The sequence below is a fragment of the Ruminococcus sp. D54t1_190329_F1 genome (assembly GCF_015551645.1).
Classification (GTDB): domain Bacteria; phylum Bacillota; class Clostridia; order Lachnospirales; family Lachnospiraceae; genus Blautia_A; species Blautia_A faecis.
The window spans coordinates 21099-47414 of the sequence record NZ_JADNDC010000009.1 but is presented as its reverse complement, the minus strand read 5'-3'; the positions used below and the strand labels follow the sequence as shown (position 1 = coordinate 47414).

Sequence of the window (26316 nt, the reverse complement as noted above, 5' to 3'; positions counted from 1 at the left end):
TTAGTTGGAAATCATGTATAATAGCGAACGATAGCATGGGGATTTTTTGCTATGCAGGAAAATCCCTTTCAAGAAGAAAGGCAGGGACGAAATGTGGATAATCTTATGAAAGTGGGAATGGGATATGATGTACACAGACTGACAGAGAACCGGAATCTGATCCTTGGCGGTGTGAAGATACCGTGGGAGAAAGGCCTGCTGGGACATTCAGATGCAGATGTACTGATTCATGCGATTATGGATGCTCTTTTGGGAGCTGCAGCTCTTGGAGATATTGGACAGCATTTTCCAGATACAGATCCGGCATACGAGGGGATTTCCAGCGTAAAGCTGTTGGAACATGTAGCCTCTCTTCTGGAAAAAAAAGGATATGGTGTAGGAAATATTGACGCTGTGATCATTGCCCAGAAGCCGAAGATGGCACCTCATATTCCACAGATGAAGGAAAACATTGCGAAAGCGCTGCATATGGAGCCTGACTGTCTGAATATCAAGGCTACCACAGAGGAGAAGCTGGGTTTTACCGGAAGAGAAGAGGGAATTGCTTCCCAGGCAGTCTGCCTTTTATACAAGAAATAATGTTGTTGTGCGCACAAGTACAAAATGCTGCAGAAGTCTGGAATTGGTAGCTGCGAAATAACATTTAGAGAAATTGACCGGAGGGAGAAATAAAATGAAGATTTTTAATACGCTGACCCGTCAGAAAGAGGAATTTGTACCCCTTGAAGAGGGAAAGGTAAAAATGTATGTCTGCGGACCTACTGTATACAACCTGATCCATATTGGTAATGCACGTCCAATGATCATTTTTGATACAGTCCGCCGTTATCTGGAATATAAAGGATACGAAGTAAACTATGTATCCAACTTTACAGATGTAGATGACAAAATTATCAAGAAAGCAATCGAAGAGGGAGTTTCCGCAGAAGAAATTTCCCAGAGATATATTGAAGAGTGCAAAAAGGATATGGCAGGAATGAACGTGAAGCCTGCTACTACACATCCTCAGGCAACTCAGGAAATTGACGGCATGATCAGCATGATCCAGACTCTTATGGATAAAGGATATGCTTATGCAGTGGCAGACGGAACTGTATATTTCCGTGTAAAGAAATTTAAAGAATATGGAAAGCTTTCCCACAAAAACCTGGATGACCTGCAGTCTGGATTCCGTGCACTTCAGGTATCAGGAGAGGACCAGAAAGAAGATCCGCTGGATTTCGTACTCTGGAAACCGAAGAAAGAAGGGGAACCATACTGGACTTCTCCGTGGTGCGATGGCCGTCCGGGCTGGCACATTGAGTGCTCTGTTATGTCTAAGAAATATCTTGGAGACGAGATTGATATCCATGCCGGTGGTGAGGATCTTATTTTCCCGCATCACGAGAATGAAATCGCACAGAGCGAATGCTGCAATGACAAAATTTTTGCAAGATACTGGATGCACAATGCATTCTTGAATATTGATAACCGTAAAATGTCCAAGTCCCTTGGAAACTTCCGTACTGTGCGTGAGATCAGCGAGCAGTATGACCTGCAGGTGCTTCGTTTCTTCATGCTGAATGCACACTACAGAAGTCCGCTGAACTTTAGTGCTGATCTTATGGAGTCTTCCAAGAATGCCCTTGAGAGAATTACAGAGGCAGCAGGACGCCTGAAAGACCGTAAGGAGAAGGCATCTGCTGTTGAACTTACTGAGGCTGAGAAGAAACTTCTTGCAGAGGCAGAAGGATATGTAAAGAAATTTGAAGAAGCAATGGAAGACGATTTCAACACAGCTGATGCGCTTGCAGCTGTATTTGAACTGGTCAAATTTGCCAATACAAATGTAACAGAAGAAAGCAGCGCCGCTTTTGCAGAAGGAATTCTTGAAATTCTTGTGAAGCTTTGTGATGTGCTTGGACTTGCTGCTGTGAAGAAAGAAGAAATTCTGGATAAAGAAATCGAAGATCTGATTGCAGAGCGCCAGGAGGCAAGAAAGGCAAAGAATTTTGCAAGAGCAGATGAGATTCGTGATGAACTCCTTGCAAAGGGAATCATTCTTAAAGATACACGTGAAGGAGTAAAATGGAAACGGGCTTAAGTGAATTAAAAGAACTGTTTGAACTGAAAGACAGGGATCTGCGAACCTATTCCCCGCTGACACTGGCTTATATTGGAGATGGTGTTTATGAACTGGTGATCCGGACAATCCTTGTTAAAAAAGGCAACTGTCCGGTGAATCAGCTTCATAAAAAGGCCAGCAGCCTGGTAAAGGCAGGAGCGCAGTCAAAGATGATGGAGCTTCTGGAACCTGATCTTACAGAAGAAGAACTGGCTGTCTATAAAAGAGGCAGAAATGCACATTCCCCTACAATGGCCAAGCATGCTACAATGGCAGATTACCGCAGGGCTACAGGCTTTGAGGCACTGATGGGATATTTGTACCTGAAAGAAGATTATTCCAGAATTGTGGAACTGGTGAGAAAAGGAATTCCGGAAGAGAATTTATAAAGAACAACAGCAATGATTTTACAAAGGCAATAAGAGACAGGAGGCTGCAAATGAGCGAGCAGATTGAAGGAAGAAATGCGGTATTAGAGGCATTTCGCTCAGGAAAATGCGTGGACAAGCTTTTTGTTCTGGACAGATGCCAGGATGGACCAGTACGCACCATTATCCGTGAGGCAAGAAAAAAAGATACGATCATTAATTTTGTACAGAAAGAGCGTCTGGATCAGTTAAGTGAGACAGGCGCCCATCAGGGCGTGATCGCGCAGGTGGCTGCATATGAATATTCCACAGTTGAGGATATTTTAAATAAAGCAAAGGAAAAAGGAGAAGCACCTTTCATTTTTCTTCTTGATGATATCGAAGATCCCCATAATCTGGGAGCTATTATCCGTACTGCCAACCTTGCAGGCGCACATGGTGTTATCATTCCGAAAAGACATGCGGCAGGGCTTACATCAACAGTTGCAAAAACTTCTGCAGGGGCTTTGAACTACACACCAGTTGCCAAGGTATCTAATCTTGGACAGACCATCGAAGAGCTGAAAAAAGAGGGTATGTGGTTCGTATGCGCAGATATGGGCGGAGATCTGATGTACAATCTGAATCTTACCGGTCCTATGGGTGTGGTAATCGGAAATGAGGGAGAGGGCGTGAGCCGTCTTGTAAAGGAAAAATGTGACTTTGTGGCAGCTATTCCTATGAAGGGAGATATTGATTCTCTGAATGCGTCTGTTGCAGCAGGAATCCTTGCCTATGAGGTGGTTCGCCAGAGAATGAAATAAAATCCGGAGGAAATATGGGAAAGTTCGATGGTGTAAGTGATGAAGAACTGATTGCCCGTCTGCGGGCTGGAGAGACAGCCATAGAAGATTATCTGATGGAGAAATATAAGGGGCTGGTGCGTCAGAAAGCCCGGGCCATGTTCCTCATCGGAGGAGATACAGATGACCTGATTCAGGAAGGAATGATCGGTTTGTTTAAAGCAGTCCGGGATTTTCAGACAGATAAGGAGGCATCTTTTGCAACTTTTGCCAGAGTGTGTATTGACAGGCAGATATACAGTGCCATTCAGAATTCTAACCGCCAGAAGCACCAGCCTCTGAATTCCTATGTATCGTTGAATCAGGAGGATGAAAGCAGTCCAATCTGGGAACTGAGCGTGGAGAATCCGGAATCTATCATTATTGATCAGGAGACTACAGAGGATCTTCGGAAAAGAATTTCAGATTATTTAAGTCCTATGGAAAATAAAGTGCTGGATTTGTATCTGAAGGGAAAAGGATATGTGGAAATTGGAGGAATCCTGAATAAATCTCCAAAATCTGTTGATAATGCTCTGCAGAGAATTCGCTCCAAAATCCGCGAGGTAATAAGCTAGAGCCTTTTCTAGTCCAGGAGCTGGTACAGGAAATAGAAAAATTCTATTTCCTGTATTGACTTTTTCAAAAAACATGTTATCATATCAATTAATCAATGCGTCACAGAAGACGCGTCAATTTAATCTTTAATTCAAATTTGTTAATTCAGTTATTAAAATCCATTTAATTAATTATTGTATCTTAGAAATTGTTAAAATATTAATAATTATAGTTTCTATTTATTTCACTGATCTCAGATGTATTTATAAATCAAATCTTTTATTCTTTTTACTATTTAATTTTCGAAAAAATCCCTAATGACAGATATGACCGTTCTGGTTCTTTGTAAAGGAGGTGGTACCCATGTGCTGATTTTATGGTTACTGGTCTTTTTGAGCAGTAGCTGTTTTGCAGCAGGTCTGCAAAATAACAGAAATTCCAGGAGGAAAGGAGTAAGCAGGAACGGTTCCTGCCGTGATTGATCCATGAGAAAGAAATGGATGCTGTTTGTACTAGCGTTCTGCCTTTTGGCGGGAGCAGCAGGTTCTATGGTGTATGCCTATTTAATTGACCGCCAGGAAACTGTTAACAGGATAAAGATAGTGGAGAATAAGACACACATTGAAGAAGAGTTTGATCCTCCGGCCGATCCTGGACCAGGATCGGTCATAAAGAAAAAGCCATGTATTGTAAATGATTCTGTGATTCCGGTATATGTCCGGGTCAGGGTAGTATTCAGCAATCTGGATGCACAGGCGCAGTGTGAGCCTCTTAAGATAAAAGACAGTTGGAAAACAGGAGAAGACGGATACTATTATTATCAGAAACAGCTTCAGCCAGGACAGCGAACAGATACGGTTTTTGATAATATTGTTATAAAAAACACAGTAAAAAAAGAAGATTTAGTTCCATTTGATATTCTTGTGTATGAAGAGTCGGTTCAGAGCGAAGGATTTTCTTCTCCGGAAGAAGCCTTTGCAAGACTGTAAGGAGGTGCACATGAAAAAAATGAAAAAGGCAGCACTGATCTTTGGAACCGGGTTATGTCTGGCTGTGGGAACTGGCGGCACACTTGCTTATCTTGGTGACACAGGACAAGTTGCAAACAGGCTGACATTTGCCGGGGAAAAAGGCCTGGATGCAGTTCTTACAGAGCCGTCATGGAATCCACAGAAAGGATTACTTACTGTTCCAGGTTCTTCTGTTGCAAAAGATCCTCAGATAACCAATACATCAGAACTGAATATGAATGAGCTTGCAGCATTGAAATGTGAGTTCGTTTACAGTCAGAATTGCCCGGATAAGAGCAAAAGAGGAAAAGTCTTAAGCGCTCAGGATATGGAAAAAGTAGTCCAAGTTTATACCATTGATTATAACAGTGATGATGCCGCTAAAGGAGAATGGGTGCGATTTGCTGAGCAGAAAAAGACAGACCCTGTACAGTATTTTTACTACTCGAAAGTTTTGAAAAGGAACCTGAATGGTACAGGAGAAACAACTGTTCCTCTATTTACAAAGGTCTGGGTGGATAAAAAGGTAAATAACCGCAGGCAGACCTGGATTCAGGAAATGGGCGGGGTGGAAATTAAGATTTCCGGACAGATTCTTCAGCAGATGACAGGAGAAGAATATTTTGGTCTTAACAATCCAAAAAGTGCGTATGAAGCAGGATTGTTTCATTTTTAATGAGAGAAAGGAAGAGAAAATATGAAAATGAGCAGAGGAAAAAGAAATGTATTATTTGCGGGAGTACTTTCATGTGCCATGTTATTTGGAATTGGAAACACAATGGCTTATTTCACGGAAAATTCTGTGCAGACCAATGTTTTTACCACAGGGGACCTTGATATTGGTCTGAAAGAACCGGACTGGGATCCAAATGAAAACGATGGAAAGAATATGTATCCGGGATACACGGTATACAAAAATCCAACTGTAAAGAACATCACCTCCGACAAAAACGGGGACGAGCCCTGTTATGTGAGAATGAGTGTGGACATTCTGAATAGTCAGGGGACACCGATCACAGACGATCAGGCGTTGAATCTGATTTATAAAACCATTTATTTTGATAAGACTTTTACCGGTGGATATGACAAAAAAGAAGGTAAGGCTACCGGACTGATTCAGGATAGGATTCCTGGCTACAACCTTGCACAGCTGGCAGCCTATCCAATGGTAAATCCATTGTGGACAAAGGACACGGCACGCTCCACTGCTTCAAAACTTGTTTTCAATTATATGGGAGCAAAAGGGGATGGAATTTTAAATATTGGAGAGGAGTCTACCCTGTTTACCAATATTGCGATTCCTACAGACTGGAACCAGACACAGATGCAGAAAGTTGGAAATTATCAGCTGAAAGTAACAGCACAGGCAATTCAGAGCAAAGGATTTGCTACCCAGTCAGAAGCTTACCGCATGTTGGATGAAGAAATTAAAGGAGGAACCTTGCAGGAAATAAACCGCGGCAGTGAGAACTGATCAGAAAGGAAGAGATACCATGAAGAAGCATAAGTGCACAAGTATCTGCATAACTGTGGTGGCAGTACTGCTGCTTGCATGCGGTACTGCGCTGGCTGCCTGGAATGTATCTGAATATGCAGTAAATCTGCTGTCCATGTCCTCTTACAAAAATTCCATACAGGAAAATTATGTAAGGCCAGATCATGTAGATCCGGGACAGAAAGTGGTGAAAGAGGTAAATATAAAAAATGAAGGAACTGTGGATTCCTTTGTCCGGATAAAAATTGGAAGAGTGTTTGGGAGTATCAGTGAAACCGGTCAGTTTCTGGAAAATCGGGAACTGGATCCTGAGATGATCGAAATTCATTACAACACCGATCTCTGGAAGCTGTGTGAGGACGGCTACTGGTACTATAAGGATGTATTGCCGGCAGGAAAAACCACGAAAAAGCCTCTGATGGACAGCTACTATCTCTCTGAAAAAGCAGACAACCGTTATAAGAACAAAGAGGCAAGAATTATTGTAAATCTGGAGAGTATACAGGCAGAGAGCGGCGAAATGAAAGCAATATGGGGAAAAAATGAGAAGGATCTTGGAATTACCTATCAGCCATGTACTTGCGAAGTTGTTACCAGTGTGATTTTTGACAAAAATCATAAGCTGATCATTGGCGGCGAGAAAACAGATCTGTTTGCAAATTTTAAGAACCTGCAGCCTGGATGTACAAGAAGCCAGACAATAAGGCTTGCTAATAACTCGGATTTAAACATTAAGATGAGCCTTCGGGCGGAAGCTGCCAAACAGAACAAGTACAGCAAAAAGAATCTGGAGCTGATACGGAAGCTTCTTACCAGTTATGCAAAGATTGAAATTCTGGAGAACAATAAAGTTCTTTATCATGGAACTGTAGATGGAAATCTGACGAAAAAAGGCTGGAGCATGAAAAAAGACATTTCCCTTGGTGAGTTTAAACCAGGAGCAGGAAAAAATCTGATTGTAAAATTGTCTTTAAGTGAAGAGATGGATAATGAATATCAGGAACTGTTGGGAAAAGTGAAATGGGTATTTTCTGCGAGTCAGGCCTCTTCGGATTCATCTTCCGGTCAAAATGGAAATGGTGACCGGGGGCACAATGACGATGAGAACAATGGAGATGACGGAAATAACGGAAATAACGGCGGAAGTGGAAATAAAAGCGGAAATGGAAAGTATGGCGAAAACGGAAACAGTGGTGGAAGTGGATACAACGGTGGAGGGGAAAGCTTAAATGGAGCAGCAGGAGAAAAAGTGTATGCAACTGCGTCTGCAAGCCCTAAAACCGGAGATAACACAAATCTGCTGGCAAGATGGTTTGCGCTATTTGCAGCTGCGGTGGTTCTTGCAGTAACTGCAAGAAAACTGTACAGAAAGGAAAAAGACAGATGAGATTAAAAATCTGGGGAAAAGGTCTGTTGAAAATCATATGGGTGATTTTTGTCATTTTGTTAGTCGGACTTTCGTTTCCCCAGATATATGGCATGAAATGTTACAGCGTAATGTCTGGAAGCATGAGCCCTGATTTGCCAGTTGGAAGTGCCATATATGTGAAGGAAAAGGAGCCGGAAAAAGTAGAAAAAGGGGAGATCATTACATTTACCACAGAACAAGGGAGAACAATGATTACACACCGGGTAGCTGAAAACAATAAGGAAAAGCATTTTTTTGTAACAAAAGGGGATTCCAATCAATATCAGGATACAAAACCGGTAAAGTGGGAAAATCTGCAGGGCACGGTTGTATTTTGCATCCCTTTTGCCGGATATGTGCTGAACTTTACAGGAAGCAGAACGGGTAAAATTGCGGCAGTCTTTTTCCTGTTTGCAATTTATCTGGCAACAGAAATTTTTGAAGGGCAGACAAAAAGGAGAGTGAGATAAGTTGAGGAAAAAAAGAAGCTTTTTGGCAGTTATGGGGCTGCTTGTCGGAACTATGTCTTTTGCCGGGGGAACAGCTGCGTATTTAAGCAAATCTGCCGGCGAAGTAAAGAATGTTTTTACGGCAGGATCTGTAAAGGCGCAGCTTACAGAAGCCCACTGGGATACGCAAAAAGCGTCAAAGGTTTATCCCGGTCAGATCCTGGAAAAAGATCCGGTTGTAAAAAATATAGGGGAAAACAGTGCAAATGTTTTTCTGGAGGTAAATGTTCCTATGAGAAGTATAGCTGTTCTGGATGGCAGTACAGGCAGAAAAACAATAAGAGAAAACAGAGAATTGTTTACATTTCAGGCAGACGAGACGAAGTGGACTCTTCTTTATCAGGAGAAAACCTCAGGAAACAAAAAATATATTTACGGCTATAAAAGTGTTTTAAACCCAGGAGAATCCACTACACCGCTATTTCGAAAACTTGCTGCTGTTTCCTATTTAGAGGGGGAATTGGATGCAAGTGTAAGCTATGATGTACCTGTGATTGCCAGCGTTATTCAGGAACAGGATGGAAGCAAAACCATGAAAGAAATCTATCAGGAATATTTGAAACAGGCTGATATTGACCAGAAGGAGGCGAGGGGATGAGAAAAAGAAATCTGAAAAAAACTATATTGGCCGCGGCTCTGGCTGTGCCTGTAGCGTTCTCCTATCCTGGCTGGGCAGTAAGGGCACAGGAAGATGAGAAGGTGTCAACTGAAACGGAAGCGCAGGAAGTAATGCAAGACAATACAGCGCCTGAAGAAGCTGAATGTGAAGAAAATCCTGCTCATGATGAAATGGATGGGGCAGAAACAGATAGTACAGAAACAGACAGTACAGAAGCCGACAGGAATGTTTCAGAAGAGGAGAAATTTTTTCAGAGTGGACTGATTGCAAATGAGGATGGAGAATTTTTGTCTTCTTTGGAGGAAATGGAAACTTCAGGAGAGGATTCCATGTTTTTTCAAGATGGTCTGGAAGTGCTTGAAGATGGCAGCACAGATGACTTGATTGATGCATATGTTGCTCCGGAAAATTATGCACAGGAAGGAACTCCTGTAAGAGAAGGAAAGGGCGGTTTTACCGCTGTTGCAAATGGAAGTACGCTTTTCAGCAGCAAATATACAAGACTTGGCTGGAATGCGGATACCCAGGTTTATTCATGGAACAATGCAGGAAATGACGTTATTTCAGGAATGAAGCAGGGAGCAATGGTAGAGGGACCGTATTTTGTTCCACTTAATAACAATGCAAAAGGAAAATTTGGTTTTCGTGTTACACATGTAGGATACAATAAAGAAGCAAATACGAAGGTAGACCTTCTTCTTACCTGTAATAATTATCAGGATTATACCTACGATTACAAGGGAAATAAAATAACGGGAATTTATCCTATGTTTGGTGTCAGCAATTCAAATGAATTGTGGATCAGCTTTAAGGATGAGCTCTCTGCACAGGAAATCAAAATTGATATTGTAAAAAGCGGTACAGATATTCCGGTTGCAGGCAACTATCGTTTTCGATGGCTGGATATTGATTTGTACCAGAGATTTGGAATCAATCTTCAGAATGGTTCTATAGGACACCGGTATGCGACAACTGATTCTGTAGTAAATGTAGTGAAGAAAACTTTATTTTCCAAAAACTTTGAAGTTCTTACCGCACCGGCACCTGCCGTTGACGGAGAGATTCCGCAAAATACAGTTGTTTATGAGCTGGACAATTCATCCGGCTTCTATCTGGCAATTCTGCGGCCTGGTTGCGGAGCTTATTCTATTGAAACAGCAAGCAGGATCAAAAGTGTATTTGCTGATGTACAGACTGGAACCTGTAAAACGTCTGCCGGACTTAACTGGGATGCGAAAGGCTATGGTCCGGTAGAGTATCCTGGCCTTGTAAAAAAGACTGGAAATACACTGGCTTCCCAGGGAACGTCAAACACCTTGTCTGACAGTACCTCGGAATTTTATTATACCTTGCAGACAGATATCCCGGAAGAGCATTCAGCGTATTATTACAGCTCTTGCGAAGTCAGTGATACCCTGCCGGCAGGAGTCGATTTCGCTGGTTACGCAGCTGTAAAGATGCTGCCTTCAGAGAATGATGTAACCTCATGGTTTAGTATTTCTACAGATGGGGATGTGATAAATTTTCAGGCTACACAGGCAGCATTGTCACAGGCGGACTTTTATGGAAAAACATATGAGTTTCAGATAAAAGTGAGAATGGATCCTACTGAAATAACACCGGTTTACAGTGGTGACAGTTACCGTTATGAGGTAAAAAATAAGGCTTCGATTACCTGTCAGCATATAAATGGGCTCGCAGGAACTTCCTGGTCAGATGAAGTGACTACAGATTGTACAAGATATAAAAACAAAGTAGTGAATGCTTCTGTAAAGAAGTATACTGCCAATTTGCAGGATGGGGTATGGAGAGAAGACCTTCTTCTTCCAGGTCCGGACAGTGAGTATAAATATAAACTGAATATAAATGTGCCGGATAATGAATTTGGCGGGTATATGACCAGAATGGAAATTGCAGATACATTGCCTGCGGGAGCAGAATTGACAGCTGCAACAGCGGAGGTTTATGAAAACGGGCAGAACAGAGTGGATGGACGGTTCCAGATATCTGTAAATGGAAAGAACATTACCTTAAAGGCAACAGAAGCTGCTCTTGGTGACAGAGGATTTTATGGGAAATCCTATGATGTGATTTTTAACGCCAGAATGGTACCAGGAGAGATTTCCTGTACTTATAACGGAACTGTAGCTTCTTATGTGACCAGCAATCATTTTACTGTTACGACACAGCATAAAGGAGACTCGCAGGCTGTAACAATTACCTCGAACAATGTTGCAGATAGGGCAAGCGTAAACAGAACCGAACCAAAGAATCCTCAAAAATGGATTCTAAGGGAAAATCAGAGAATAGTTACTGCAGAGTATAATGGCAGAGATTTTGAAAGTGTGTTTGAAATTGTTCAGGAAATTCCTTCCAATAAAAGAGAATGGAAAATTTCCAAATTTAAAATCCAGGATACTTTGGCAGACTGTTTTGAACTGAAAGGGGTTCAGATATATCTTGATCAGACAGTAGAAGCTTCATTTGGCGCTTCTGACAGTGTACGCGGAGATTGGAGTCTGAATGTTGCTGGAAATTCGATTACCTTGTCTTCTGTGGCAGAATTGCCAGAGCGCTGTTATGGAAAATCCGTGCGTCTTTTACTTACTGTTGGATTGAAGAGTAACAGTAACTTACAGCAGTACTATGTAGCAAATCAAAATCCGGATGTACTGGAAGCCCATATATACAATATTGCTACAAGTACTTTTAACTGGATCGGAGGAGAACCTTCTTCCACATCAAAAAATACAGAAAAGACCAGGGTGATTGTAAAGGAAAAAGTTCCAAAAGGTCATATTACTATAAGAAAAGTGGATGAGACAGGAAAGGCACTGCAGAATGGAAAATTTCAGATCACAGCTTTGGAGGACATCCGTTCTGCTTCTGGAAATATTTTGCTGAGAGCTGGGACTGTAGCAGATACTATAGTAACGGATAGAAATGGAACAGCCATTTCAAAAGATATTTATCTTGGAAAATATAAGGTAAGTGAGGTAAGACCACCGGAGGGATATGCAATCAGCCGGCAGGTATTTGAGGCGAATTTAAGCAAAACAGAGCCTGAAAAAGCGATCCTTGTCAGAAATCAGAAAATGCATCTGTACATCAAAAAAGTAACAGAAACGGAAGAAGCAGGAGGAAATCGTCCTCCTATTGAAGGTGTAAAATTCCGTTTATGGGAAAGCAGTGCAAATGCAGATTCGGCGGGAACAACATACACAACAAACAAAAACGGATTAATAAAATTGGAAGGGCTGTCACCTGCAACATATTGTATACAGGAGACAGCAGTACCTGCCGGATATGTTTTAGATAACACAGTTTATAAATTTACTGTGGATGCAAATGGATTGGTAAAGAATGAGCAAGGTTATACAATGGTAATTGAAAATCGTTATATAAAAGCGGAATTTTTAAAGACGGATAAGGTGACAGGTGAAGCTGTTGCAGGAGCTGTTATGCAGTTGACGGATAAAAGCGGAAAAGTGATCGACACCTGGACGTCCGGGAAAACTGCTCATAGGATTAATAAACTGCCAGCCGGAGAATATGTACTTACAGAAATAACAGCTCCTTCCGGTTACAAAAAAGGAAAACCGGTGATTTGTACGGTAAAAAGTACATCTGGAGTTCAGAAGTTCCAGATGACAGATGTGAAGATGGTGACTCTTACAATAAACAAAATTCTTCATGGAGATGAAATTGTCTGGGGACAGGGAAATCCGGCCTTTACATTCACGGTGAAAGGAACAGATCTGGATGGAGAAGAACGTATTTACTCTAAAACTGTGGAATTTACAAAAGAAAACACAGACACCCGGGCAGATGTAAGCAAAAGGGCTGTATTCGCACTTCCGGCAGGGAAATACCAGGTTCAAGAGAGTAAAGTTATGCGGTATAAACTGGAGAAAATTGACCAGGTAGTAAATGGAACTGTAAAGGGAAATGCTGTTCAGTTTGATCTGTCCGGAAATCAGAATGGGACCGCTTCCTTTACAAACAAGAAAAGCGGAGATGGCTTACTGACAGATACAGATTATGTGCGGAATATTGTCATTCCTGAAAAATGAAAAATGCAGTATAGCAGTACCTGCCAGGTTGCAGCGGCAGGTGCTGCAGCAAAGAATTTTAATTATTTTATATTTTTTGAAAAAATTTGAAAATAGGTGTTGACAATAAGATAACCTTCTGGTAATATAATCAACTGTGAGCGGCAGAAATGCCGGACATGAGAGTGCTGATGTGGCTCAGTCGGTAGAGCGTCGCCTTGGTAAGGCGGAGGTCACGGGTTCGATTCCCGTCATCAGCTCTTTTTAATCCCTGATTATATATCAGGGATTTTTTTGTGGCATAAATTAATATATTCTCATAGATAGGGATAAAAATCAATATTTTTGTAAGAAAAACTTTTAAAATGCACCTATTTATGATAAGATAAATCATCAAAGAACAGAATATGTTTGAGAAATTATTCCCGATACACATATTGAAGAAAATTTTTTAACATGCTCTGACAGATATTGGAATTTATGCTATAAAAGAGTTGATATCAGGAGGGAGAACCATGGAGAACGAAAAGGTTTCCAAAAATTTTATTGAGAATATCATTGATAAAGACCTGGCAGAAGGAGTTTATGACACCGTTCATACACGTTTTCCGCCAGAGCCAAACGGTTATCTTCATATAGGACATGCCAAATCCATTCTTTTAAATGCCGGACTGGCGAAAGAGTACAATGGTAAATTCAACATGCGTTTTGATGATACCAATCCGACTAAGGAGAAATCTGAGTTTGTTGAGTCCATTAAAGCCGATATCAAATGGCTGGGAGCTGACTGGGAGGACAGACTGTTCTTCGCTTCCGATTATTTCGGACAGATGTATGAAGCTGCAGTAAAATTGATTAAAAAGGGTAAGGCATATGTCTGCGATTTAACTGCGGACCAGATCAGAGAATATCGTGGAACTTTAAAGGAGCCTGGCAAAGAGAGTCCGTATCGCAACAGAACTGTAGAAGAGAATCTTCAGCTTTTTGAAGAGATGAAAGAAGGCAAATATGCTGATGGTGAGAAAGTTCTGAGAGCAAAGATTGACATGGCTTCTCCAAACATGAACATGCGAGATCCGGTTATCTATCGTGTAGCTCATGTAAGCCATCACAGAACAGGAGATACCTGGTGTATTTACCCGATGTATGATTTTGCTCATCCTATTGAGGATGCAATTGAGGGAATTACACATTCCATTTGTACTCTGGAATTTGAAGATCACAGACCATTATATGACTGGGTTGTAAGAGAACTGGAATATCCACATCCTCCGAAGCAGATTGAGTTTGCAAAGCTGTATCTGACGAATGTAGTAACAGGTAAGCGTTATATTAAGAAGCTGGTAGAGAATGGAATTGTTGACGGATGGGATGATCCAAGACTGGTATCTATTTCCGGTTTACGTCGCCGTGGTTACACACCTGAATCTATTCAGAAGTTTGTGGAACTTTGTGGTGTATCCAAAGCTGACAGTTCAGTAGACTATGCAATGCTCGAGTACTGTATCCGTGAGGATCTGAAATTAAAGGCTCCTCGCTATATGGCAGTCCTTGATCCGATCAAACTGATCATTGACAATTATCCGGAAGGACAGGTGGAATATCTGGATGCTCCGAACAATATGGAAAATGAAGCCCTTGGTAGCAGAAAGGTTCCATTTGGAAAGGAACTTTATATTGAAAGAGAAGACTTTATGATCGATCCTCCAAAGAAATACAAACGACTTTTCCTTGGTACGGAAGTTCGTCTTATGAATGCATATTTTGTTACATGCACAGGTTTCGAGGCATTGGATGATGGAACAGTTACTGCTGTACATTGTACTTATGATCCGGAAACAAAGGGCGGAAATGCACCTGACGGACGTAAAGTAAAAGGAACCATTCACTGGGTTGAAGCGTCAAATGCAGGTAAGGTTCCGGTACGTCTTTATGAGAATATCGTAGATGAGGAAAAGGGTGTTTATGATAAAGAGACAGGAGAACTGAATCTGAACCCGAATTCTCTTATAGAGATGTCTGCTTATGTTGAACCAGAGCTTCTGAAAGCCAAAGGACTGGATAGTTACCAGTTTGTAAGAAATGGCTTTTATTGTGCAGACATTCATGATTCCAAAGAAGGGGCACCGGTATTTAACCGTATTGTTTCTCTTAAGAGTTCATTTAAACTTCCAAAAGCGTAAAAGAAACCCCCACGGAAAATTATATTCAAATTGCCGTGGGGGTTTTTGCAATAGAAAATTCTGTTGGAACTTCTTCTTGCAAAGTGAAATCTAAATACTGTCAACGAAAGTGGCAAGCCTGATTGTCACTATTTGTAAAATGTGGAATAATTATGAATTTACCTGCAATTAATCAATGTGGATAGAAGCTTCTTCTTCGTCCTGCTCTTTCTCAGCTTCAGCAAGTTCTTCCTCGAATTTATCTTCATCTTTCGCTGCTTTTTCAAGAGCATCGGCTATAGCATTATCCTGCTCTTCTGCATTTTCAGCAGAATCCTCTTCTGTATCCTCTGAACTTTCTTGTGAATCAGGCTCCTCAGAGCCTTCGGTTTCATCATCTTTTTCATCTTCGGAAGTAGCTTCCCAGGTTACGAAATCTTCGTGGACATCCTTTGCTTCAGGCTGCTCGTCATCTTCCTGCTCATCTTCAAAATCATCTTCAAGGTCAGCTGCCTCTTCCAAAGCATGTCTTTTGGCAAAAGCTGCTGCTACGGCACCGGCTACTGCTGCTGTTGCTGCTCCGAGTGCAACCATTCCCCAATATTTGTTAATCTTAGCCATATTGTCTGCTCCTTTCGGTATTTTCCATCTGTCTAAACAAAGCTTAATGGAGTTGTCTATATTGTAATACTTTTTACGCAAAAAGAAAAGAAAAAAATCGTTGCACCCATATAAATGGAGGGTTATACTGTTAAGACAGAAAAGGAGAGATTATGGAGAAAATTGTTTTAGCTTCTGGGTCCCCACGAAGAAAGGAACTGCTTGCAAGAACCGGTGTGGTTTTTTCTGTGGTTGTAAGCAATGGGGAAGAGAACACCAACCTGACAGATCCAGCGGAAACGGTGGAAAAGCTTTCGCAGGATAAAGCAATATCGGTTGCAGACAGACTTGAAAATGAAAGTGAACCTTGTCTGATCATTGGTGCGGATACCGTAGTTGCATTTGAAGGAAAGATTCTTGGAAAGCCGTCAGATGAAGAAGATGCATTAGATACATTGTTAAAACTTCAGGGGAAATCCCATCAGGTCTATACCGGTGTAACTCTTCTTGTAAAAGAACAGGGTATCTGGAAGCCTTATACTTTCAGTGAAAGGACCGATGTTGAATTTTATCCTGTTTCAAGAGAAGAGCTTCTGGAATATATAAAAACAGGGGAGCCTATGGATAAAGCAGGAAGCTATGGAATCCAGGGGAAATTTGGAATTTACGTAAAAGGAATCTGCGGAGACTACAATAATGTGGTTGGGCTTCCTGTAGGAAGACTGATTTATGAACTTAAGAAAATGAAAATCAATATAAGGGGAATGAGAAAATGATAAAAGCATGTATTTTTGATCTGGACGGAACTTTAGCCTACACATTGGATTCAATGGCTGTTGTAGGAAATGAAGTTGTAAGAAAATACGGTTTGAAACCAATGCCTATAGAAAATTACAGATACTATTGCGGAAACGGTGCTGACATGCTGGTGAAAAGACTTCTGGTCGATGCAGGAGATCCGGAATTGCTGCACTATGAGGAAGCAAGAGCGTTATATAGAAAAGAATTTGATAAAGACCCATTTTACAAAATACAGCATTATCCGGGAATGCCGGAAACCTTAAAAGAGTTGAAAAAAAGAGGCGTGAAGCTGGGGGTGTGCTCAAATAAACCACATGAAGCAGCCGTGAAAGTGGTAGAAAGAATGTTTGGGTCTCAGATTTTTGATGCAGTTATGGGACAGAGTGATTCTGTAAGAAAGAAACCAGCACCGGATGGTCCGCTTAAAATCGCGGAGCAGTTTGGAATTAAGCCAGAAGAGTGTATGTATCTGGGAGACTCCGGAACAGACATGCAAACTGGAAAAGCAGCCGGGATGTACACGGTAGGTGTTCTGTGGGGATACAGGGAAAAAGAAGAACTGCTGAAAAATGGAGCGGACTATCTTGTGGATTCTCCAGAGGATATTCTTGATTTATATGAGGAAAAATGCGAAGAGTAAAATTTTGATAATTATTCAGCATGCTCTAAACAGTTATAACTTTTATTATAAAACAGGAGGTCGGAAAAATGTATACAGAGGAGTGTATTCAGACATTTTTGGAAAAACAGGAGCAGCTTTTTGATGAACCGGTTGCAGAAACTTACGAAGAAGCAGAGGAATTCCTGGAGGATTGCATGGCTGTAGTTGCAGATTCTATTGACGAAGTGCGAAAATATCTGTCTGGAATGGGTGCAGATGTGGATGGCATGAGTAATGAAGAATTAGAAGAAGCAAGTGAAGTATTTGCCCTTCCAGATGGAAAATATCTGATTGTGGAGGGATGATCTTTTGAAGCAGAGGTTTGCAGCTGCAGAGTAACTGACTTTCACATAAGGTGATGAAACTGGCGAAAAGGCAGTATGTCCGGTTGGAATTCCGAACAGTTATCGGATAAATTCATATTACATAAGTATAAAATCAGGTTGCTATAATGACACTAAACAAGAGAACATAATGTGTTACTGTTCAGAAGAGAAGATACATCCCATAAGATGTTTTCCGGAGAAAGAAGTGACCAGCAACTATCGCGTTATGGTTCACTGGCAATGTTCCGCGAGGTGTTTTTTGTAAACAAATTTCACAGAAAACCCGAGAATCTGGGCGCGGAATCATGCGGATGCATGATTCCTGTGCAGCGCGAAGTGGTTGCGGTGCGCGGAGCGAACAGTAGCACTGTCACATGCACTGTAAGAATTACAATAAAATAAAAGTGCTTGTGAAAATGTTTAAAATATGTTACAATAATGTTACAGGTCAGCCTAAAAGGGGAATGTAAAGGAGGATGGCATATGAGACCTAGGAAAATTATAGCAATGGTCATGACTTTTCTTATGATGCTTTCATTGCTTCCGTCTCTGGTATTTGCGGCAGCAGCACCAGAGGGAGAACTTGGAGGTCAGCTTAAGATTAAGGGAACTGCAGCTGTAGGCTCTGAGCTTAGCGCCGATTATGAAAAGGTTACACCGGAAGGACTTACAGACGATTATGTAACGTTCAGCTGGTCAAGAAAAGTTGGAGATCAGCTTACTGAAGTAGGCACTGAGAAGACCTATAAGCTTGTTGATGAAGATCTTGGAAATAAGATCGAGCTGAAAATTACCGGAAAGGCCGAAATGGGCATAACCGGAGAACTGAAAGTAAATACAGTTGAAATTGTGGCTACACCGGAAGAAGCTCCGGAAGAGACAACAGAGCTTCCAGAGGGAGAGCAGGAGGCTGCACCGGCAGAGGAAACCCCTGCTCAGGAGATCGCAGCAGAGGATACACCTGCGGAAGGTTCCCAGACAGATGAGAACACACAGCCGGCTCAGGATGTAGCAGAAGATACACAAACCGAGGAAGTAATTGACATTGGTGCTGATGAACCAACTGATTCTTCCGCTGATGTTATGCAGCCGGCAGATGGACAGGACACAGAGAATTCTGCTGACAATTCCCAGTCTGAGATCACTACAGATGACAGTGTGATTAACATTGGAACAGAAGACTATCTGGAAGTTCCTGAAAATGGACAGGCTGAGGCTGCAAATCAGGGAGCATCAGCTGAATCCCCTGCCCAGCAGGAACCTGTGTATACAGCAGAAATTGTTGCAGAAAATACTGCAGAAGATGGTACTGCAGTACTTGATTTTGGAACCGTAAATGCAGGTTTCACACAGGAAAATGCGAATTCTTCTATGACTAAGACTGTAACTGTTAAGAATACTGGCAACAGCACTCTTAATTTCAAAGAAATCAGTCCGGAACATTTTATGGTGAAGGATCTGGGTTCTCTTGAGGCTGGAGAATCAGTTGATGCATGGGTTATGCCAAGAGAAGGTACAGCTGTTGGAGAATATAGTGATACGATCACTTATGAAACAGAGGAAGGTGTAAAGGTTTCCTTCATTGCAAAGCTTACAATAGCTGAGCAGAAGCAGGATGATACGAATACAGATCAGCAGCCAGCAGAGAAACCAGCTACACCGGAAACCACCCCGGAAGTGACACCAGAGGTAACTCCAGAAGTGACACCAGAAGTCACCCCAGAGGTAACTCCAGAAGTGACACCAGAAGTCACTCCAGAAGTCACCCCAGAGGTAACTCCAGAAGTGACACCAGAAGTCACCCCAGAGGTAACTCCGGAAGTAACACCAGAAGTCACCCCGGAAGTGACTCCGGAGATTACTCCAGCTCCTTCATTTACTACCGACATTTCCGAAGTGAAATTCGACAGTAAAGAAGCTGGTTACAAAGAAGCACCGGCGGCAGTTACAATCAATGTATCCAATACTGGAAATGTGAAATTAACCGGTATTGCTGTAAGTGTAAGCGGAAACGAATTTACAGTAAGTGCTCCGTCTGCTTCAGAATTAGAGGCAAATGCAAACCAGTCTGTATCCTTTACTGTTGCACCGGCAGTTGGATTGGCAGCAGGAACCTATACACAGACTGTTTCCATTAAGACAGATCAGACAGATTACCTGAATATTCCAGTAAGCTTTACAGTAACAGAAGCTACTGCCAAGCTTACAGCTGTAGGCAAAGTATCTGATATCAGTCTGGCAAACGGGGTTGAGAAGTCAGCAGCTGGACTGCAGCTTCCATCTACTGTTAAGATTACTACAAACAAGGGCGATATGAATGCCTCTGTAAAATGGGATGTAAAGGGCAGTGCATATAATCAGAACAGTACAGAAGCACAGAAGTTCTCTGTGAAAGGTACTGCTGCTCTTCCAGACGGTGTTACCAATCCGGATAACCTGAGCCTTGTAGTATCTGTTAATGTCACTGTAAGCCGTGGACCGATTGTATCTGATGCAGGGAATAACAGTATCACAGGAATCAGCTCCGATGGAAACTATACTACAGAGACCAAGATTACTTTCACTGCAGTTGGCGCAGGTATGGATATTGAAAATCCGATTAAGGGAGATGTAAGATATCAGCCGCTGAACTGGGAGGTTCTTGAGGCAAGAAGCTGGGACGGCGCACCATATTCTGCAACTTTCCGCATGGGCAAGAATGGAAATTATACTTTGACTGTCACATATAATCAGCAGCAGTTTGATGGAAGCAACTGGGTAAACACTGGAACACAGGATACCAAGCAGGTTAATTTCACTGTAAATGCTGCACCGAATCAGACTCTGACACCGGCTGCAGACAAAACAGATGCAAATCAGAAGAATGCAGTAAAGACCGGGGATAATACTCCAATCCTCCCATTTGTAATTATTCTGATTGTTGCGATTGTCTTAATTGCAGGAATTCTTGTTTACCGCAATAAGAAAAAATAATAGTGGATTCTCAAATAAACAGTAATTGTGAATGAGAGCAGAACGAATGAGGGAGACCAGAAATGGTCTCCCTTCTTTTAATAATAATTACTAGGTTACTGTTCACTCCGTGACCAGTAACACGCTTCGCGATGCACAGAAATCATGCATTCGCATGATTTCGCGCTGAGATTCTCGGGTTTTCTTTGAACTTTGTTCACAAAAAACACCTCGCGGAATGTTACCAGTGAACAGTAATATTACTAGCACTCAATTAAAATGAGTGCTAAATTTTCCTTGACTTTTAGTCAGTTTGGTATTACTATAGTTTGTATAATTAAGAAGACAAAGGAGAGTGAGCTGCATGGCTGAGAAGCATGGTAGTTTATCAATTAACAGTGAAAATATTTTTCCAATTATAAAGAAATGGTTATATTCTGATCACGACATTTTTGCAAGAGAGTTAATCTCCAATGGTTGTGATGCAATTACGAAGCTTAAGAAACTTGATGTTATGGGTGAATACACACTTCCGGATGATTACAAAGCTGAAGTACAAGTTATTGTGAATCCGGAAGAGAAGACTTTGAAGTTTATTGATACAGGTCTTGGTATGACGGCCGATGAAGTGGAAGAGTATATTACACAGATTGCTTTTTCAGGAGCTACTGAGTTTCTTTCCAAATATAAAGATAAGACCACGGATGATCAGATCATCGGTCATTTTGGACTTGGCTTTTATTCAGCATTTATGGTAGCAGATGAAGTTCATATTGATACTCTTTCTTATAAAGAGGGCGCTGCTCCAGTACATTGGACCTGTGATGGTGGTACAGAGTATGATATGCAGGAAGGCAATAAGACTACAGTTGGTACTGAAATTACTCTGTTTTTAAATGATGAGAGTACAGAGTTTTCCAACGAATATCGTATGAGAGAGATTATTGAGAAATATTGTTCTTTCATGCCGGTAAATATCTATCTGTCTAAGGAAAATGCACCGCAGGAGTATGAGACCATTGATGAGGCTGAGCTTCGTGATGATGATGTAATTGTAGAGCGTATCCACGAGGAGGCCAAGACTGAGGAGAAAGAGAACGACAAAGGTGAGAAAGAAGTCGTAGAAGTATCTCCTGCGAAAGATAAAGTAAAAATCAACAAACGTCCGGTATCTTTAAGTGATCCGGAGCCATTGTGGATGAAACATCCAAACAGTTGTACAGATGAGGAATATAAAGAGTTTTACCGTAAAGTCTTTATGGATTATAAGGAGCCTTTGTTCTGGATTCATTTGAACATGGACTATCCGTTTAACCTGAAAGGTATTCTGTACTTCCCGAAGATCAATACAGAATATGATTCCATTGAAGGTACGATCAAACTGTACAATAACCAGGTATTTATCGCAGATAACATCAAGGAAGTAATTCCAGAATTTCTGCTTCTTCTGAAAGGTGTAATTGATTGTCCGGATCTTCCACTGAATGTATCCAGATCCGCACTGCAGAACGATGGCTTCGTGAAGAAGATTTCCGAGTATATTACAAAGAAAGTAGCGGACAAGCTTACCGGAATGTGTAAAACAGACCGTGAGTCCTACGAGAAATACTGGGATGATATCAGTCCATTTATCAAATATGGCTGCATTAAGGACAGTAAGTTCTCAGATAAGATGAATGATTATATCCTCTTCAAGAACATTGATGGCAAATATCTGACTCTGAAAGATTGCATCGAAGAGAACAGGAAACCAGAAGCTGAGACTAAGACAGAAGAGACTGTTGAATCCACAGAAGAGAAGAAAGAGGACGGCGCGAAAGACGAGAAAGAGCCTGAGAAGACTACTATCTTCTATGTAACAGATGAGGTTCAGCAGAGTCAGTATATTAACATGTTCCGTGAGGCAAAGAAGGATGCTGTTATTCTGAAACACAATATTGACAGCGCTTTTATTTCCCATCTGGAGCAGAAGGATCAGACTATCCAGTTTAAAAGAATTGATGCAGATCTTACAGAAGAACTGCGTGGAGAGGAAGCTGCTGACGAGGAAACTTCCAAGACTCTTACAGAAGTATTCAGAGGAGCATTGAAGAATGACAAACTGGAAGTGAAGGTTGAGAATCTGAAAAATGAAAAAGTTGCTGCTATGATGACCCTTTCTGAAGAAAGCCGCCGTATGCAGGATATGATGAAGATGTACAATATGTACGGCATGGATCCATCTATGTTTGGCGGTCAGGAAACTCTGGTTCTGAATGCGAAACATCCGCTGGTTCAGTTTGTAGCAGATAACAAGGATTCTGAGAAGACCCCGGTTATTTGCGAGGAACTGTATGATCTTGCTATGCTGAGCCATAAACAGCTTTCACCGGAAGAGATGACCAGATTTGTTCAGAGAAGCAATGAAATTCTGCTTATGCTGACAAAATAAGTTATGACAAAAAGGGACAGACGTTTAAATGAGTATTGCATTTAGGACGCCTGTCCTTTTTATATGAAAAAATTGGAAAAGTTTATCCTGTTATTCGGTTTTTTATAGATTTTATCTCGAAATTCCTAAAAAATATTACAATTCTCTTAATTTTTGTCTCGAAATGCTAAAAAAGGCAAATTTAACTCGTATTATATGTAGAGGCAAATCAAGGGCTGACTGCAGATGCAGAATCAGAAGTATAACTTATTGTGGGAGGGACAAAAAATGAGAGAGGTATACGGCACGATACGCAAACTTGGTGCGACATCGAAATATAAAGGATACTATTTTGTGGCGGAAGCCATACGCATGACAATGGAATTTCAGGAAAGACCAATGAAGATCACAAAAGATATTTATCCAAAGCTTGCAAAGAAATTTAAATCCAAGCCATCTAATATTGAGCATGATATTCGTACAATTGTAAATGTATGTTGGGAAAATCATCGGGAAAGATTGGAAGAGATTGCCGGATATCCTCTGGAATACAGACCTACCAACAGTGAATTTGTAGATATGATCGCCTTTTATCTGGGAGATGAAAAAGAAAGCAAGGTTCCAGACGTGGAATGCCAGAATGGCTCTGTTGGAAAAATAATGGAGAACCTATTCTGACAGGATTAAACTTCTTCTACGGATAATCCGCTGCGATGAAAAAAATCCATCACATATTGCTCCCAAAGGTGGTCCAGTTCTTTACCGGGAAGAAAGGTTTTCATAGATGTTCCGGTAATACAAAACAAGGTCTTATTCTTATATTGGAGATTCAAATACAGACCTGTTATCAGTTCGGGAGAAAGTGAAAATGCAGAACTCTGCAATAATGCAGCGGTCTTGTTCGGAGAAAACTGAAGCACGATTTTGAAAGAAAGAGGCGCTTTTTTTCCACGGATAACAGAATAACAAAATGGTTTTACTTCTTTCCAGAGAGAGAATGTACGGTGGCTGGAAGCTAAAAATTCCTGCTCATCATTATCGAAAAAATCAGTTTGGAGTTTGCCGTCAATGGAAAAAACATTGCTGGTAATGATCTCTGCCTGGTTTAGCCAGAAGAGATCGAAGGTATCTCCAAGAAAAAGCTTATTGGTAAAATTCTTCTGGTCAGTGATTTTTAAAGCGAGCATAGGGACCTCCTTTCTAAAGGGCATGTCGTCTGTCGACGACATCAATATATGAAAATCAGTTGCTGATGAACAATAACCATTATAAAGCAATTTGGGGGAAAATGGAAGAAAAAACTCTTTTCAAACACATAGTAATGTGTTAATATAGATGTGGTATTTAAAACTACATATTACGGAAAAGAGGACGATATAATTGAGTTATAAAATTGTGATAGATAGCTGTGGAGAACTTCTGGAGCAGTGGAAACAGGATGAAAGATTTGCTTCCGTACCGCTTACACTGACTGTTGGAAGTGAGAATATAATAGATGATGAGACATTTAACCAGGCAGATTTTTTACAGAAAGTTGCCGCCTGCCCGGAATGTCCGAAATCAGCCTGCCCGTCGCCTGAGAGCTACAGAAAGGCATTTGACTGCGAAGCTGAACATATATATTGCGTTACTCTTTCCTCTGAACTCAGTGGTTCCTATAACAGTGCAGTGCTTGGAGCAAGTCTTCTTCATGAGGAGAAAAAAGGCGTTCAGATTCATGTTTTCAATTCCTGTTCTGCTTCTATCGGGCAGACTTTGATTGCAATGAAAATTGCACAGTGCGAAGATGCCGGCCTTCCGTTTGAGGATGTTGTCAGCGTTGTGAATAAATATATTGAAGAACAGCACACTTTTTTTGTGCTGGAGAATCTGGAAACCTTACGTAAAAATGGCCGCCTCAGCCGTGTGAAAGCGCTTGTGGCAACAGCCCTTAAGATCAAACCGATCATGGGATCTACTCCGGAGGGGACGATCTGCCAGCTGGATCAGGCACGAGGCATGAATAAGGCGCTTGTGAAAATGGTGGATAAAATTGTGGAAGTGACAGAAAACAGTGAGAACAAAATTCTTGCCATTTCCCACTGCAACAGCCCGAAGAAAGCAAATATGCTTAAAGAAGCCATCCAGGAGAAGATGAAGCTGGCTGATATTGTGGTTCTTGACACAGCCGGTGTCAGCAGTATGTATGCAAATGATGGAGGAATTATTGTAGCTGTCTGATGCTAGAGCCTGTTTGAAAAATCATTCCCGCAATCTGCACGCCCCACTTTGCGGTATATTTTGTCCGAATTCGATTGTCGTAGCCCGCTACGGCGCCCTCATCCGGACAAAATCTCCCACAAATTATGACGCACATCTTGCAGAAAGCCTTTTTCAAACATGCTCTAGAGCGTATTCACTGATAACATTTCGCGAGGTGTTTTTTGTGAACTGTAAGTGAACATACTTCCATTTTGTTGGGAAATATGATATACTCATCTAAGTTGATATTTTATCCCAAAGGAGACGTGCGGCTATGAGTCAGAAGAAAGTAGATGCCTATAAAGCAGAAAAAGCAAACCGTGAGAAAATTATGAAAAAGGAGAAGTTGATCCTTACTATTGAGAAGCTGGCAGCGCTTGTTGCGTGTATGGTTGCTGTATGCTGGATTGGTTATTCTGTTTACGGAAAGGTTACAGAAGGTCAGGAGACTGTGACGACAGAGACTGTTATGGATACTTCTGCACTGGATTCTTATCTGAATGGACTTAGTGCAGATTCAGAGGCGGAATAAGTATGAAATATAAGAAAATATAAGAAAAAACTGCCTGAGGTAGCTTAAAAAGATGGGGATGGATTTCGGATCTGTCCCCATTTTGTTTATATAATAACAATAAAAAGAATCCTGTCTACAGGACTCTCCGCCTACGGTGGGGCGTCTTGGGCGATATTTACCCTTCCGCTGCAGTGTAATCCTGCCAGATAGGGATTTTTTTATAATAGGAAATTCTGAGGAGATTTCTTATTACATAAAAAATTCCCCTCGGATATGATTCCGAGGGGAAATTTCTGCTTCAGTTGCTTCAATTATAACTTAGTAACGTTAGCAGCTTGCATTCCGCGAGCGCCTTCTGTTAAGTCATATGTTACAGCCTGGCCTTCTTCAAGAGATTTGAAGCCTTCACCATTGATTGCAGAAAAATGTACGAATACATCAGCTCCGTCTTCTCCTGTGATGAAACCATAACCTTTTTCAGCGTTGAACCATTTTACAGTGCCCTTGTTCATTTTGAGTTACCTCCATAAAAAATAAAAAATTAAAAAGATGTTCTGGCGAAAAAAATCACCAGATTTTACAGACTATATCATGTAAATATATAATCTCTAAAAACTAGTGATTTTACATTAAATAATCTTCGACATGGATTGATTATATAACCTGAACTAAAAAAAGTCAAGGATAATTAAAATTGTGCAACAA

General features: G+C 41.2%; 26 protein-coding genes and 1 tRNA gene. 23 read left to right on the top strand and 4 right to left on the bottom strand.

Going from position 1 to position 26316, the window contains the following annotated elements; genetic code table 11:
* Window positions 1-105: 105 nt before the first annotated feature.
* The 14 genes from ispF to I2D69_RS05650 all read left to right on the top strand — a co-directional run bounded on the left by ispF (window position 106) and on the right by I2D69_RS05650 (window position 15127).
* A complete protein-coding gene (ispF, locus tag I2D69_RS05715) occupies window positions 106-579 on the top strand; it encodes a 2-C-methyl-D-erythritol 2,4-cyclodiphosphate synthase (RefSeq protein WP_118579255.1) in 474 nt (157 codons plus the stop codon).
* Between the two features lie 94 nt (window positions 580-673).
* A complete protein-coding gene (cysS, locus tag I2D69_RS05710; protein WP_173716451.1) occupies window positions 674-2083 on the top strand; it encodes a cysteine--tRNA ligase in 1410 nt (469 codons plus the stop codon).
* A complete protein-coding gene (locus tag I2D69_RS05705) occupies window positions 2068-2493 on the top strand; it encodes a ribonuclease III domain-containing protein (protein ID WP_118579103.1) in 426 nt (141 codons plus the stop codon). Before cysS ends, I2D69_RS05705 begins: the two co-directional genes overlap by 16 nt.
* A gap of 50 nt (window positions 2494-2543) precedes the next feature.
* Window positions 2544-3275: a 23S rRNA (guanosine(2251)-2'-O)-methyltransferase RlmB gene (gene rlmB / locus I2D69_RS05700; RefSeq protein ID WP_148462761.1), complete on the top strand. Its 732-nt coding sequence runs from the start codon at window positions 2544-2546 to the stop codon at window positions 3273-3275.
* Window positions 3276-3289: 14 nt separating this feature from the next.
* Window positions 3290-3871 (top strand): RNA polymerase sporulation sigma factor SigH, encoded by a 582-nt coding sequence (gene sigH / locus I2D69_RS05695; protein ID WP_118579097.1) that lies wholly within the window; start codon window positions 3290-3292, stop codon window positions 3869-3871.
* Window positions 3872-4351: 480 nt separating this feature from the next.
* A complete protein-coding gene (locus tag I2D69_RS05690; protein ID WP_148462760.1) occupies window positions 4352-4840 on the top strand; it encodes a hypothetical protein in 489 nt (162 codons plus the stop codon).
* Between the two features lie 10 nt (window positions 4841-4850).
* Window positions 4851-5537: a hypothetical protein gene (locus I2D69_RS05685; RefSeq protein ID WP_173716453.1), complete on the top strand. Its 687-nt coding sequence runs from the start codon at window positions 4851-4853 to the stop codon at window positions 5535-5537.
* A gap of 21 nt (window positions 5538-5558) precedes the next feature.
* Complete coding sequence (locus I2D69_RS05680; RefSeq protein WP_148462759.1) at window positions 5559-6335, top strand: TasA family protein; 777 nt, start codon at window positions 5559-5561, stop codon at window positions 6333-6335.
* A gap of 19 nt (window positions 6336-6354) precedes the next feature.
* Complete coding sequence (locus tag I2D69_RS05675; protein WP_187566244.1) at window positions 6355-7743, top strand: hypothetical protein; 1389 nt, start codon at window positions 6355-6357, stop codon at window positions 7741-7743.
* Entirely contained in the window at window positions 7740-8234 is a 495-nt protein-coding gene (locus I2D69_RS05670) for a signal peptidase I (protein WP_173772378.1), read from the top strand. Before I2D69_RS05675 ends, I2D69_RS05670 begins: the two co-directional genes overlap by 4 nt.
* Before the next feature lies 1 nt (window position 8235).
* Window positions 8236-8871, top strand: a complete 636-nt coding sequence (locus I2D69_RS05665; protein WP_148462756.1) for a hypothetical protein — start codon at window positions 8236-8238, stop codon at window positions 8869-8871.
* Complete coding sequence (locus I2D69_RS05660; RefSeq protein ID WP_195379533.1) at window positions 8868-12965, top strand: isopeptide-forming domain-containing fimbrial protein; 4098 nt, start codon at window positions 8868-8870, stop codon at window positions 12963-12965. Before I2D69_RS05665 ends, I2D69_RS05660 begins: the two co-directional genes overlap by 4 nt.
* A gap of 166 nt (window positions 12966-13131) precedes the next feature.
* Window positions 13132-13204 (top strand) — tRNA-Thr (locus I2D69_RS05655).
* 255 nt (window positions 13205-13459) lie between these two features.
* A complete protein-coding gene (locus tag I2D69_RS05650; protein WP_118579073.1) occupies window positions 13460-15127 on the top strand; it encodes a glutamine--tRNA ligase/YqeY domain fusion protein in 1668 nt (555 codons plus the stop codon).
* 168 nt (window positions 15128-15295) lie between these two features.
* On the opposite strand, the gene I2D69_RS05645 is transcribed toward I2D69_RS05650, so the two are convergent.
* Window positions 15296-15727, bottom strand: a complete 432-nt coding sequence (locus I2D69_RS05645; RefSeq protein WP_148462754.1) for a hypothetical protein — start codon at window positions 15725-15727, stop codon at window positions 15296-15298.
* 152 nt (window positions 15728-15879) lie between these two features.
* Here I2D69_RS05645 and I2D69_RS05640 point away from each other — a divergent pair, with 152 nt between their 5' ends.
* The 6 genes from I2D69_RS05640 to I2D69_RS05615 all read left to right on the top strand — a co-directional run bounded on the left by I2D69_RS05640 (window position 15880) and on the right by I2D69_RS05615 (window position 23534).
* Complete coding sequence (locus tag I2D69_RS05640) at window positions 15880-16482, top strand: Maf family protein (protein WP_195379532.1); 603 nt, start codon at window positions 15880-15882, stop codon at window positions 16480-16482.
* Window positions 16479-17147: an HAD family hydrolase gene (locus I2D69_RS05635; RefSeq protein ID WP_118579064.1), complete on the top strand. Its 669-nt coding sequence runs from the start codon at window positions 16479-16481 to the stop codon at window positions 17145-17147. Before I2D69_RS05640 ends, I2D69_RS05635 begins: the two co-directional genes overlap by 4 nt.
* Before the next feature lie 68 nt (window positions 17148-17215).
* A complete protein-coding gene (locus I2D69_RS05630; protein WP_118579061.1) occupies window positions 17216-17473 on the top strand; it encodes a glyoxalase in 258 nt (85 codons plus the stop codon).
* A 504-nt stretch (window positions 17474-17977) separates the two neighbouring features.
* Complete coding sequence (locus tag I2D69_RS19985; protein ID WP_226837711.1) at window positions 17978-20467, top strand: hypothetical protein; 2490 nt, start codon at window positions 17978-17980, stop codon at window positions 20465-20467.
* A gap of 343 nt (window positions 20468-20810) precedes the next feature.
* Window positions 20811-22877, top strand: coding sequence for a molecular chaperone HtpG (gene htpG, locus I2D69_RS05620; protein ID WP_173718272.1), 2067 nt, complete (start codon window positions 20811-20813; stop codon window positions 22875-22877).
* A 267-nt stretch (window positions 22878-23144) separates the two neighbouring features.
* Window positions 23145-23534, top strand: a complete 390-nt coding sequence (locus tag I2D69_RS05615) for a sporulation initiation factor Spo0A C-terminal domain-containing protein (RefSeq protein ID WP_118579052.1) — start codon at window positions 23145-23147, stop codon at window positions 23532-23534.
* Between the two features lie 5 nt (window positions 23535-23539).
* Here I2D69_RS05615 and I2D69_RS05610 read toward each other — a convergent pair whose 3' ends face one another.
* Window positions 23540-24043, bottom strand: coding sequence for a DUF5721 family protein (locus I2D69_RS05610; RefSeq protein ID WP_173718273.1), 504 nt, complete (start codon window positions 24041-24043; stop codon window positions 23540-23542).
* Window positions 24044-24236: 193 nt separating this feature from the next.
* Between I2D69_RS05610 and I2D69_RS05605 the strand changes: the two genes are divergently transcribed.
* On the top strand, window positions 24237-25076 hold the full coding sequence (locus tag I2D69_RS05605; protein WP_173718274.1) for a DegV family protein: 840 nt from the start codon (window positions 24237-24239) through the stop codon (window positions 25074-25076).
* Here the strand turns inward: I2D69_RS05605 and I2D69_RS20825 are convergent.
* A complete protein-coding gene (locus I2D69_RS20825) occupies window positions 25060-25212 on the bottom strand; it encodes a DUF6783 domain-containing protein (RefSeq protein ID WP_306467798.1) in 153 nt (50 codons plus the stop codon). The genes I2D69_RS05605 and I2D69_RS20825 overlap by 17 nt on opposite strands.
* Here I2D69_RS20825 and I2D69_RS20820 point away from each other — a divergent pair.
* Both I2D69_RS20820 and I2D69_RS05600 read left to right on the top strand, forming a co-directional pair.
* Entirely contained in the window at window positions 25150-25296 is a 147-nt protein-coding gene (locus I2D69_RS20820; RefSeq protein ID WP_308768450.1) for a DUF6783 domain-containing protein, read from the top strand. The two genes, I2D69_RS20825 and I2D69_RS20820, sit on opposite strands and share 63 nt — an antisense overlap.
* A 75-nt stretch (window positions 25297-25371) precedes the next feature.
* Window positions 25372-25629: a hypothetical protein gene (locus tag I2D69_RS05600; RefSeq protein ID WP_118579046.1), complete on the top strand. Its 258-nt coding sequence runs from the start codon at window positions 25372-25374 to the stop codon at window positions 25627-25629.
* A gap of 293 nt (window positions 25630-25922) precedes the next feature.
* On the opposite strand, the gene I2D69_RS05595 is transcribed toward I2D69_RS05600, so the two are convergent.
* A complete protein-coding gene (locus I2D69_RS05595) occupies window positions 25923-26123 on the bottom strand; it encodes a cold shock domain-containing protein (protein WP_008705499.1) in 201 nt (66 codons plus the stop codon).
* Window positions 26124-26316 lie beyond the last annotated feature (193 nt).